The 11,193-nt window shown below is 35.6% G+C and carries 13 protein-coding genes; 5 read left to right on the top strand and 8 right to left on the bottom strand.

What is annotated here, in order from left to right; translation table 11 throughout:
• Positions 1-228: 228 nt before the first annotated feature.
• Positions 229-876, bottom strand: a complete 648-nt coding sequence (cbpA, locus tag QUF99_RS13485; RefSeq protein ID WP_289370690.1) for a cyclic di-AMP binding protein CbpA — start codon at positions 874-876, stop codon at positions 229-231.
• Positions 877-1,485: 609 nt separating this feature from the next.
• On the opposite strand from cbpA, the gene QUF99_RS13480 reads away from it, so the two are divergent.
• The 3 genes from QUF99_RS13480 to QUF99_RS13470 all read left to right on the top strand — a co-directional run bounded on the left by QUF99_RS13480 (position 1,486) and on the right by QUF99_RS13470 (position 4,550).
• The gene (locus QUF99_RS13480) at positions 1,486-2,373 is read left to right on the top strand and encodes a hypothetical protein (RefSeq protein WP_289370689.1); all 888 of its coding nucleotides are present in this window, start codon (positions 1,486-1,488) and stop codon (positions 2,371-2,373) included.
• Positions 2,374-2,758: 385 nt separating this feature from the next.
• Positions 2,759-4,066 carry a hemolysin family protein gene (locus tag QUF99_RS13475; RefSeq protein WP_289370688.1) on the top strand — a complete coding sequence of 436 codons (1,308 nt, stop codon included), beginning with the start codon at positions 2,759-2,761 and terminating at the stop codon, positions 4,064-4,066.
• 1 nt (position 4,067) lies between these two features.
• Entirely contained in the window at positions 4,068-4,550 is a 483-nt protein-coding gene (locus tag QUF99_RS13470) for a DUF456 domain-containing protein (protein ID WP_289370687.1), read from the top strand.
• A gap of 25 nt (positions 4,551-4,575) precedes the next feature.
• On the opposite strand, the gene QUF99_RS13465 is transcribed toward QUF99_RS13470, so the two are convergent.
• Both QUF99_RS13465 and QUF99_RS13460 read right to left on the bottom strand, forming a co-directional pair.
• Entirely contained in the window at positions 4,576-5,196 is a 621-nt protein-coding gene (locus QUF99_RS13465; protein ID WP_289370686.1) for an NAD(P)-dependent oxidoreductase, read from the bottom strand.
• 103 nt (positions 5,197-5,299) lie between these two features.
• The gene (locus QUF99_RS13460) at positions 5,300-5,479 is read right to left on the bottom strand and encodes a hypothetical protein (protein WP_289370685.1); all 180 of its coding nucleotides are present in this window, start codon (positions 5,477-5,479) and stop codon (positions 5,300-5,302) included.
• A 316-nt stretch (positions 5,480-5,795) separates the two neighbouring features.
• On the opposite strand from QUF99_RS13460, the gene QUF99_RS13455 reads away from it, so the two are divergent.
• On the top strand, positions 5,796-6,581 hold the full coding sequence (locus tag QUF99_RS13455) for an SDR family oxidoreductase (RefSeq protein WP_289370684.1): 786 nt from the start codon (positions 5,796-5,798) through the stop codon (positions 6,579-6,581).
• Positions 6,582-6,624: 43 nt separating this feature from the next.
• On the opposite strand, the gene QUF99_RS13450 is transcribed toward QUF99_RS13455, so the two are convergent.
• Both QUF99_RS13450 and cls read right to left on the bottom strand, forming a co-directional pair.
• Positions 6,625-7,083: a spore coat protein gene (locus QUF99_RS13450; protein WP_289370683.1), complete on the bottom strand. Its 459-nt coding sequence runs from the start codon at positions 7,081-7,083 to the stop codon at positions 6,625-6,627.
• 32 nt (positions 7,084-7,115) lie between these two features.
• Positions 7,116-8,249 carry a cardiolipin synthase gene (cls, locus tag QUF99_RS13445; protein WP_483298628.1) on the bottom strand — a complete coding sequence of 378 codons (1,134 nt, stop codon included), beginning with the start codon at positions 8,247-8,249 and terminating at the stop codon, positions 7,116-7,118.
• A 209-nt stretch (positions 8,250-8,458) separates the two neighbouring features.
• Between cls and QUF99_RS13440 the strand changes: the two genes are divergently transcribed.
• Entirely contained in the window at positions 8,459-8,545 is an 87-nt protein-coding gene (locus QUF99_RS13440) for a YjcZ family sporulation protein (protein ID WP_286125239.1), read from the top strand.
• Between the two features lie 85 nt (positions 8,546-8,630).
• Here the strand turns inward: QUF99_RS13440 and QUF99_RS13435 are convergent, their stop codons facing one another.
• The 3 genes from QUF99_RS13435 to QUF99_RS13425 all read right to left on the bottom strand — a co-directional run bounded on the left by QUF99_RS13435 (position 8,631) and on the right by QUF99_RS13425 (position 11,081).
• Positions 8,631-9,137 (bottom strand): acyl-CoA thioesterase, encoded by a 507-nt coding sequence (locus QUF99_RS13435; protein WP_289370681.1) that lies wholly within the window; start codon positions 9,135-9,137, stop codon positions 8,631-8,633.
• Positions 9,138-9,305: 168 nt separating this feature from the next.
• Complete coding sequence (locus QUF99_RS13430; protein WP_289370680.1) at positions 9,306-10,181, bottom strand: TIGR03943 family putative permease subunit; 876 nt, start codon at positions 10,179-10,181, stop codon at positions 9,306-9,308.
• A gap of 3 nt (positions 10,182-10,184) precedes the next feature.
• Positions 10,185-11,081, bottom strand: coding sequence for a permease (locus tag QUF99_RS13425; RefSeq protein ID WP_289370679.1), 897 nt, complete (start codon positions 11,079-11,081; stop codon positions 10,185-10,187).
• Positions 11,082-11,193 lie beyond the last annotated feature (112 nt).

Raw genomic sequence — 11,193 nt, 5'->3', positions numbered from 1 at the left:
ATAAAAATATATTTTTTATAGTGAATTTTTCGAAAAACAAAATATTACGCACTCGTTTTTCATTATATTCTCTTACTAAAACATTTTAGGAGAAAAAGTCATACTTGCATTTCATTTTTCGAAAATATCTTTATCAAACCCTTTCCTATATATATTATAAAGTGCAATCTCCCGCCATCAGCTGATTAAAAAAAGCCATCTAAATCGTATAGATGGCTTTTCTGTCTTCTATTCTATCGTCTCCACTTCACGTGGGTTATTCATTTCCTCTACGTACACAACGCGAAATCCGCTATCTTCTAAGTCTTTTAAAAGCGAATCTAATTTTTCCGCTTGAAATTCTTCACCTAACGTAAACATTATTCTACGTATTAATAACGCATTATTATCGAACGTCATTAAACTTTGAATGCCGCTATATTTTTTCAGTACTGTTGATAGCTTTTGAATCGCTCCGTTATAGTCTTGGGTTCCAACCATAACAGAGTAGATGCTAGACTGAACACCCCACGCATCCTCCAATAACTCAAATACTTTTTTATGGGTTAAAATCCCTAGAAATACCCCTTTTTCATCCACTACTGATAAGTATGGAAGTTTCTTTATCGCAAAGAATATTTTGAAAAACGAAGAATCTTCTCTTACATATCCATCTTTATTATTTAATATTTCTGATAATTTACCTTCTAATGAACCTTTATATTCTAAAATATCTACTTTATAAACATTGCCTAGAAATTTCTCTTGTTTTTCATCTAAAACTGGTACGCAGCGATATCCTGTTTTATTTAAATGATCTAACGCTTCACCAATTGTAAGTGACTCTGAACAATATAAAACTTCTTTTTTGGGCACATAGTTTCCTTTTATTCTCATAAAAACCCTCCTTATGTTGAAATACTTTCTGTGCCATAACTATATAATATTTTCAGAATAAAATAAATACTTATTTTATTTTTCATAGTATTGTCATGATTTATTCATGAATCATTCAATTTTAGAAGTTTAGTAGATTTCTATTCTATACAAAGTAAGAAACTATATAAATACAAATTAAAAAACCGACATAAGACCCTTCTTTTTAGGTGGGAGAGAGCATCCGTTCATGCATAGAAGCGGTCAGATCCTTTTCCTGCCCAGACATAGTGAAAACAAAGAGAGAAAACGAGTGCAGGTCACCTTTTGTTATCCATAGCCGCGGCTTATATGTCGAAAAATCAAAATGGATTTATATAAATACCCCTCTAGAGAAAGTGAAACTTTAATCGGTAGGGGGTTTCTTCACCCCTCACCTAACTTCTTTGCTTCCTGCCGAACTTTGAAGTAGGGGTCTTACTGCTCGCAAATAGCGGGATAAAGATTCTTAGTGCCACAGCTACAGACAATATGGGACGAAAAAGAGATTGTAACTTTCCTAAAAAAACGATACAATAATAATAATAATAATAAGAATTTTCTGAATTTTATAAGAGTAGGTGAATAAGTATGACTTCTTTAATTCGCTCTTACACATATCACTTGTTTATTGGCTTTTTCATTATTCTTATCATAAGCCCCATTCCCTCTATATTATTAACCCATGAATCATCTTATTTGAAAGGATTACTTGGGATTTTTCACAACTTGGTTCATATACCGTCCATTTCCATCCCAATGATTGATTGGATACATGAATCCATTCTTTTCTCTTCCCAACCGATTGTAAGTTCCACAACCGCACTACATGTACCAGGCCATTCCACACTGTTATTTCCTTATTTATGGGAGGTGTATTTTTTATCAATGGTTCGTTTTACTTTCACTCTTGCGGCCGGATTTTTCATTAGTTTCGCAATCGGACGCTCTTTCTTAAAATCATCCAGCCATTTAAAAAAGTACGTCTTACTACTACGCTGGATTCCATACTCATTGAGTACTGTTATCATGCAATGTTCCATTGTTTTACTCTCTCTATACGTCGCTCAATACATAACGATACCATTCTTCTCTTCTCTTATCATCATATGTAGTACTTCTATGATTATCGTCATACAAGCCATAAAGAAATGGTTACCATTTTTATATAAAACGGAAGACCAAGCAATAAATGACCCATCCTTTCTGATCAATACGTTGTTTATTGCACTGCTCACCAATCATAAATCTATTATAGGTTCAATCATTATCTCATTCTTTTATATGGAATGTACTTTTCACACGAAAGGATTGCTGCAATTTATCATTCAATTTGGAGGAAGCTCACCGACCGTTGTGGCAATCGGATTATTGCTTTTATATATTCCTTACATGATTCTCTCCCTTCTTCAATCGGTTTGGACAACAAACAATTCGAAACAACAGACATACGCTTTCACAAGAACAATGATAAAGTGAAACTTTGATCAGTGGGGGGGTTTCTTCATCCCCCACTGATCATTAGCCCTCACCAATCGGGCTTTTACGGGCAGTTTATCCTCCACCTATCTTCTTTGTTTCTCTCTAAATCTTGAGGTGGGGGTATTACTGCCCGCGAATAGCGGGATAAAGTAACAATCATTCACTATTATTAACCAGTGACCCCCCACCTTTAAAGTTTAAGTTGCGGGGTTATTACCCGTTCATACAGGGCAAAATAAAAACAAAATTATGAACAATTAACAAAACATGCCATTATTTACTCATTTTCTTTGACTATTATTTTGGTTTCGATTTATTATAAAAGTATAACATACTTGCAGGAGGTGACATCTTTATTCCCACTTCGGAGTAGAGAACACACTTGGACATATTAAATATTTTTCTCATTTTTGTACTTATCCTCGTTTCCGGCTTTTTCGTTGCATCAGAATTCGCAGTTGTAAAAGTACGAAAAAGTCGAATTGACCAGCTAGCAAACGAAGGAAATAAACAAGCGCTAGCTGCTAGAAGCGTTGTATCTAACTTAGATGTATATTTATCAGCTTGTCAGCTCGGTATTACAATTACATCTTTAGGACTGGGTTGGCTTGGTGAACCGACTGTAGAACATTTATTAAGGCCATTATTTGAAAAAGCAAACGTAACCGGAGCAATGGCTAATACATTATCTTTCATTATTGCGTTTAGCATCATTACCTTTTTCCACGTCGTGCTGGGCGAACTCGTTCCGAAATCATTTGCGATTCAAAAAGCAGAAGCGATTACGTTAAAGTTTGCCAAACCACTTATTTGGTTTGATAAGATCATGTATCCTTTCATTTGGTTACTAAACCATAGCGCTTTATTCTTTACGAAACTGTTTGGTTTAGAACCAGCAAAAGAAAACGAACTTGCTCACTCAGAAGAGGAACTACGACTTATTTTAGGTGAAAGCTATAAAAGCGGTGAAATTAACCAAACCGAATATAAATATGTAAACAATATTTTTGAGTTCGATGATCGCGTTGCAAAAGAAATTATGGTGCCACGCACAGAAATGATTTGTTTATCTACTGAAAATACGTTGGCAGAAAATATGGATATTGTCGCATCAGAAAAATTCACACGCTATCCTGTTATTGAAAAAGATAAGGATGACATTATCGGCATGCTGAATACAAAAGAAATTTTTCATGATCAAACAAAAGGTATTCATAAACCGTTAGAAGCATACATACATCCTGTCTTAACTGTCTTTGAAACCGTTCCAATTCGAAAAACATTAATTCACCTTCAAAAAAATCGTGTTCAAATGGCAATCGTCATGGATGAATACGGCGGAACAGCTGGTCTGTTAACAATGGAGGATATTATCGAAGAAATTATCGGTGAAATTCAAGATGAGTTCGATGCAGATGAATCACCAATGATTGAAAAGCGTACACCGAAGCTTACAGTACTCGATGGAAAAGTGCTCATTTCTGAAGTGAATGATATGTTTGGTATTCATATTGATGAAAGTGATTTAGATACAATCGGTGGTTGGCTTCTTTCTCAAGCAATCGATTTAAATATTGAACCTGGCTATACAATTGAATACGGTGGTCTCCAATTCAAGGCGTTAGTGATTGATGGACATCAAATTAAGAAAATTGCTGTACAAAAACTAGATATTAAAAAGGAGATATAAAGTGACTGTTCTATTAACACTTTGTATAATTGCTTGTTTTATTATTTCGTTCATTGCGTTTATCTACCCGATTATCCCAGGAATATTCGCATTATGGGCTGGATATTTGATTTATCATTTTGGCATAAACGGAGCGGAACTAACAACGACTTTTTGGATCATTCAAATCATTTTTACTGCGATTATTTTCTTGGCTGACTTTATCGCAAATAGCTACTTCTTAAAAAAATATGGAAGTACAAAATGGGGCGAACGAGTGGGTATGGTTTCTATTATTGTCGGTTCCTTTTTCTTTCCACCATTTGGTCTGATTATTATTCCGTTCCTGTCTGTTTTTGTGACAGAACTTATGCATAAAAAAACACCAAAAGAAGCGTTTATGGTCGGAATCGCTACAGTTGTTGGCTTTTTAAGCAGCACCGTAGCAAAAGCGATTTTACAAATCATTATGATTATCATTTTTGTTTGTTATATTATTTTTTAACCATCCCTCTAGAGGGATGGTTTTTTTAGTATGCAATACCTACGCGACTATTTTCATATTCATTTTTATATAATAAAGACCAAGTAAAATGTGCAGTATCTCCTACTGTAATTTTTGATCCTTCTAATGGTAACATATGAGACTCTGTCCGATACTCTCCTGTTTCTTCCCCATCAATTAAATGTGTGGGACAAACAACTGTCCATGTAACTAGACTATCTTTTAAAACTACATATGCTGCTACATGATCTTCTGCAGCGGTTGTTGTTGTTCTTCTTGATTCTTCTGATTGAAATCGATATATTTTCGGATTAGACCTTGCCTGCAAAATACCAGCTGTTCCAACCATAATTATCCTTTCTATCTCCTCCTCTTGCATATATTGAATGATTTCCGGCATACTTTTTGATAAAGTTCCATTCCCATCTGTCCCAAGAGCACTTATAACGACGTCATTTCCCTTTAGAGCAGCCTTCACATCTTTCTCATGTAATACATTTCCTTCTATTACATGTAGATTCTCGCACTGCACATCAATCTTCTTTCTATCACGGACTAATACTGTTACATCATGTGCATCTTGCAATGCTCGTTTCAGCAACTGGGATCCAACTCTTCCAGTTGCTCCAAATAAACATATTTTCATATTATCTCTCCTTTCTACTTCCCTCTCTATTGTTCCGCAAAATAAAAAAATAAACAACAAAAAAGCTTCCTCATCTACCGAGGAAGCCACATTATGAACGATATTATTTCTTTTCCTTTGAATCAGAAGAGTTACTATCTGTGCTTGTTTCCTTATCTTTCTTTTCCTCATCTTGCTGCGTTGGCTCGTCTTTCGTCTTCTTGTCATCACTATTACTACAACCTACCATAAACAAAGAGCTCGCAAGTGCCATAGTAGTTAAAGATTTAACCCATTTATTCATTTGCTTATCCCCCTTTTGATAGAATATGTACAATCTCATATTACTTCTCTTTCTTGAAGTAAATATGAGAAAAGAGTAAAGAAACGGTAAATGTTTGTAAATTTTCTGACAACATAAAGTGGAACTTTAATCAATGGGGCTTTCTTCATCCCTCACTGATTATTAGCCCTCACCAATCGGGCTTTTACGGGCAATTTACACCGAACTTTGAGGTGGGATATTACTGCTCGCGAATAGCGGGATAAACCGTATATTTTTTATTTTGCACATTTTCATTTATAATAAAAAGTAATCTACGAGAGAAAGGTTGATACATATGGAACTTGGATTAGCTGGAAAAACAGCCCTTATCGTTGCTTCTAGTCAAGGTTTAGGAAAAGCAATTGCTACGCAGCTTGTAACAGAAGGAGCAAATGTAATGCTGCTCAGCCGTAATGAAGAGAAGCTCGCATCCTTACAACAAGAACTTACTGCCCTTAACAAAGGTACTATCGCTTATACAATTTGTGATGTTACAAATAAAGAAAACATAAAACAAGCTGTAGAACAAACCGTACAAACCTTTGGAACGATCAACATTTTAGTTAACAATGCTGGCGGACCAAAACCAGGCACATTTGAACAATTAACAGACGATGATTGGTACAGTTCATTTGAACTGAATTTATTAAGCTACGTTCGTATGATCCGTGAAGTACTTCCACATATGAAACAGCAAGGCGGAAAAATCATCAATATTGCTTCGTCGTCTATTAAAGAACCAATTCCTGGTTTACTATTATCGAATACATTCCGCGTAGGAATTACAGGCTTATCAAAAACATTAGCGTCCGAACTTGCTCCCTATAATATTTTAATTAATACAATTGCACCAGGACGCATTGCAACGGACCGCATTGCTTCTTTAGATGAAATAGCTGCTGAAAAACGAGGCATTGCCGTAGAGGATGTACAGAAGCAATTTGAAGCTATTATACCACTTGGTCGTTACGGCCATCCAAGTGAATTCGCAACATTCGCCGCATTCCTTGCATCGGATGCAAATACATATATGACAGGACAATCTTTCCTCGTTGATGGTGGTATGGTTAAAAGCTTATGAATAAAAAAACAAGACGGCTCCTATACCGTCTTGTTTTTTTATTCTATGCAAATTTCTCGTCTTCGTATATATTTTCTATCTTATATTCTTTTTTCACGATATATTGCCACACACTATATGCATAACGATTCATCTTAACAAAGCAGTTTTCCAAAAAAGACCGAAATTCTGGATTCGCAACTTCCACAGCAACTTGGGCATAGCCAAGAGTTATTTTTTTCAAATGCGAAATATAGGAAATCGCGATTTCAATATCACTTTTATTCGTATTTCGCATCGCTATGTCGATTTGAAAAAAAGGAGAAGCAAGTTGTTCACCGATCATATGCTGTACATTTTCACCCTCTTGAAAATTCACCTGTTCATTGTAGGCTTGTAAAATGTATGGTAAATGCTGCTGCAATAAATCTCTCAACTCTTCATCTTGCACCTGTTTCATATACTCACCAATCCTATATATCATTTCATAACTACAATCCATTAACTCATGCATACATCTCATATTACAGTCCTCCTTTCTTCTTTAAATATATGCTATAAATAGAACGACAGAACATTTGCTATCTTTGCCAGAAACCAGTCCCAGCTACCAATTTTTTCAAAATCCTTATCTGTCAATTGTTTAGAATCATGAAAATCTTTCTGCACTCGTTGCCATATTTCCATAACAGCTTTCTCTCCATATATAAAACATTCTGACTCATCATTAATATAAAAGCTACGATTATCAAAGTTAGCTGTTCCTACGTCGGCAACTTTCTCGTCAATTATTGTTACCTTTCCATGAAAAAAGCCATCCCGGTATTGATAGATCTTTGCACCAGAATCCAGCATCTTCTTTAAATACGGATAAGCAGCCTGCTTTAGTAACAGTGCATCACTTTTAAAGGGGACGAGAAGCTTTACGTCAACTCCTCTTCGTAGTGCCTCTTGCAAACCGTTCATCATTTCTTGACTTGGTACAAAATATGGCGTTGCAATGACAATTGACCGTTTTGCCTTCTTTAATAACCCACTATATTCTTGCCATAACCCTTTCCCCTCAGAAAATACGTATTGATACTTTAAGTCTCCTTGTACAAATGAACCTTTATGTAAAGAAAGGTTTTCACCTGTATCCGCGTACCAATCTTTCGCAAATTGACGCTCCATATCTTCTGCCCCGTCTCCCTCAATACGCATTTGATAATCACGCCATTTTCCGAACTTAGGATCTTTTCCGAGGTATTCTTCTCCAATATTAAAACCACCTATATAGGAAATTTCCCCATCAATCACTGCAATGCGGCGGTGATTGCGATGATGTAGTGAATAAAAAAGATTTTTCAGCTTAGGTTTATTACTAAAAGTGAATTTGACACCTTTCTTTTCTAATTGCCTTATCACTTTTTTCTTTATTTTAAAACCACCAACTCGATCCACTGATAATTTCACATCCACACCACTCGATGCTTTTCGCTCTAATAGTTGCAAAAAATCGCGGCTCACTTTATCTTTACCTACAATATAAAAATGAAGATAAATAAACTTTTCCGCACGATTTATATCTTCAAACAAATGTTGATACAAGTCTTCACCATTTGTATATAATTGAAAATTCCCAACTCGAATTTGCGATGTTTCCTGTTGATTAATCATTTTCCTCCCCGTCTCTACATCAACTTTCATCCATACAAATACACCTATGATCCATAATAAGATGAGGATAAAGTATTTCACTGATATAACCCTTCCTTCAAAAGTCACTATTTCTATATTTTCCCTCTTTTTCAAATTAACATACAAAAAAGTCATGAACATCGTGATATATGTCCTGTCAAACAATAGCTGAGTTGCATATTGTATCTTGTATCTTAATTTTAAAGGAGGAAAAAACAATGGGTTTCGGACATGGCAATGGATTTGCGTTACTTGTCGTATTATTTATCCTCTTAATTATCGTCGGTGCTGCTTGCTTTTGCTAGTTAGCTATCCAATAACGATATGCAGATGAAAAAACTATAAAAGCGGACACCTATTTTTAGGTGTCCGCTTTTCATTTCCTACTATTTATAAAGTTAATAATGTAGCAATTTTCTTACTTTCCGCCTTACGAATATGACGTTGCTGCGCACGTAAAACAGCAATTTCATGCAGTTTCTTTTCACCCTCTGTTTCCGGAATCACATGAGGAACTGGAACTGGATTATTTTCTTTCCCAAGCGCCACAAATGTAACGAAAGATGTTGCTGCAATCCGTTTTGCGCCTGAAATTAAATCTTCTGCTACCACTTTTACAAACACTTCCATCGATGTTCTCCCCGTCCAAATGACAAATGACTCATAATTCACACAATCTGTCGAGCGTACTGGATGTAAAAAATCGACCCAGTCCATCGATGCGGTTACACATTCCATTCGCGAGTGCCTCGTTGCTGAGATGGATGCAATCATATCCATTTCAGCTAATATCTTCCCTCCAAATAATGTGTTATGGTCGTTTAAATCTGTTGGAAAGACACGACTCGTTTTAAAAACCCTTGATTCGTTTACAGTTTTCCCCTTTGCTTCTTCCATTTCCTTCACCCCTTCTATAATTCATGGACATCTAGTGGCTGTTGATTTAGGCAAGTTCCTCCTATTTTCTTGTTCATCTTGCAATAAAAACAATTACACCAAGTGAACTACATGTTATATATTAACAATTTTCCGAACTTTCCGTCCATAAAAAAGAACCGATTGTGATCAATCGGCTCCTCTAAATACATATTGTTCTTTTGGCTCTTCTACTTTATTCCACTTTGTTACTTCTAAAACTGGAATATTTGCGTGGAATGGTTGATAAAATTCAGTTGCAATTGTACCTTCTACTTCAACCCAATCATCATTCTTCCACTCTACTCCTTCTGGCTTTTTCACTAACATACCATACACTCCTGAATCGGCTACACAATGTATAATACCAAATCGGAATAAGAAGAATTGCTCTTTTTTAGAAGAATCATCTCGGAACACAAACCCTTTAAAGGATAGTGTTTTCCCTGTAAATTCCCCAGGATAATTATAGATTGTTTCCATTCCTTTTAAGAAGTCTTCATCCTTTAAAGCAATGTTATCTTTTGTTACATATTGTTTTTTTCCTTTTTCCATCACACCACGATAGCCTTCTTTTCCGTAATAAATACTTGTATCTGGTCTTAGAAACTGCCTTGTAATAAATGGATCTGTGCTTTCTGCCTGTGCAACCGGAAAATGGAACCCTTTTGCTTTAACAATATCCGAATCTAGCGTCGCAATCGGAAAGAATAGTCCTGAAATAATAGGGAAACTCAATAACGTATAAGCAAAAATACGTTTCCACCATGTGTTTTCATCTTTCGAGTGATCATGTCCACAATGACTATGATCGCAACCACAAGTGTGCTGCTCTTTTTCTTTTCCCTTTTGGTGCTCTTTTTGGAAAACAACAATGATCTGAATAATTGTTAAAAAACCTAAAATAATCGCTGCTGTTTTTGATAAATATGCATACTTCATATTAATATACTTCGTAATATTTCCCGAAATATGGAGCTGTGCAATTAAAATTGTAAAACCAAGTAAAATGTATGCTCGAAACATAACCTACCACCCCATCGCATAAATGAGTAGTGAGCTTGCATAAACAACGAGTGTAACAGTAACTGTCACAACGATTACGAATCGCGTTTTAAATGTCGCAAGCATCATAAACATATTTTTAATATCCACCATCGGTCCATATACGAGGAACGCGACAAGTGATGCTGTTGAAAACGTACTTTGGAACGAAGATGCAATGAAAGCATCCGCTTCTGAACATAGAGATAAAATAAAAGCAAGTCCCATCATAACCGCTGATGAAGAAAACGGTCCTTGTCCAATTGCGAGTAATGTTGACGTTTGTACGAGCGTTTGGACGGCAGCTGCAATTAATGCCCCCATTACTAAGTATTTACCCATTGAGAAAAATTCCTCGACCGCATGTGTACAAACATCCCACATTTTTTTTCGCAATGGACGTTGATTATCCACCTCTGGAAACTGTTCATTACGTAATTGATGATCTTTAAACATAAACGATAAGATAAGTCCAACGATAATTGCTACAATGATGGCAACGATTGATCGATACCAAACCATATGCATACTACTTCCAAATGCAACATACGTTGCAAATAATACAACCGGATTAATAATCGGACCTGTTAACATGAATGCAATTCCAGCGTAAGGCGGTACACCTTTCCCAATAAGACGGCGCACAATTGGAACGATTCCACATTCACACCCTGGAAACATCATGCCAAGAAAAGTCGCTAATAATACTGACAGAAATCGATTTTTCGGCATCCACTTTGCCACCATATCTTCTGTCACAAATATTTGAATGAATCCTGAAATAAATACACCAATTAGCACAAATGGTAGTGCTTCAATTAAAATTGAGATAAAAATCGTATTCATTTGCAGGAATGCTTTCGGTAACTGAAACATTTCCATGATGTATTCCTCCATTTTTTCATTAACAATATGTAATTTTAACGTCAAATAACAATTTGAACAAGTCTTATATAATTTCAAAATAATGGTATCTGAATTGTTAACAATACAT

This window comes from Bacillus sp. DX4.1 (genome assembly GCF_030348195.1).
Lineage (GTDB): Bacteria > Bacillota > Bacilli > Bacillales > Bacillaceae_G > Bacillus_A.
Note: the sequence above shows the minus strand (reverse complement) of the source record. Positions and strands in the feature narration are given on the sequence as shown.

Coding starts and splice junctions, on each gene's coding strand:
- cbpA (WP_289370690.1), bottom strand. CDS start 876: ATGAGAATAAAAGGAAACTATGTGCCCAAAAAAGAAGTTTTATATTGT.
- QUF99_RS13450 (WP_289370683.1), bottom strand. CDS start 7,083: ATGAGATGTATGCATGAGTTAATGGATTGTAGTTATGAAATGATATAT.
- QUF99_RS13465 (WP_289370686.1), bottom strand. CDS start 5,196: ATGAAAATATGTTTATTTGGAGCAACTGGAAGAGTTGGATCCCAGTTG.
- QUF99_RS13455 (WP_289370684.1), top strand. CDS start 5,796: ATGGAACTTGGATTAGCTGGAAAAACAGCCCTTATCGTTGCTTCTAGT.
- QUF99_RS13425 (WP_289370679.1), bottom strand. CDS start 11,081: ATGGAAATGTTTCAGTTACCGAAAGCATTCCTGCAAATGAATACGATT.
- QUF99_RS13480 (WP_289370689.1), top strand. CDS start 1,486: ATGACTTCTTTAATTCGCTCTTACACATATCACTTGTTTATTGGCTTT.
- QUF99_RS13460 (WP_289370685.1), bottom strand. CDS start 5,479: ATGAATAAATGGGTTAAATCTTTAACTACTATGGCACTTGCGAGCTCT.
- QUF99_RS13435 (WP_289370681.1), bottom strand. CDS start 9,137: ATGGAAGAAGCAAAGGGGAAAACTGTAAACGAATCAAGGGTTTTTAAA.
- QUF99_RS13430 (WP_289370680.1), bottom strand. CDS start 10,181: ATGTTTCGAGCATACATTTTACTTGGTTTTACAATTTTAATTGCACAG.
- cls (WP_483298628.1), bottom strand. CDS start 8,249: ATGAAAGTTGATGTAGAGACGGGGAGGAAAATGATTAATCAACAGGAA.
- QUF99_RS13440 (WP_286125239.1), top strand. CDS start 8,459: ATGGGTTTCGGACATGGCAATGGATTTGCGTTACTTGTCGTATTATTT.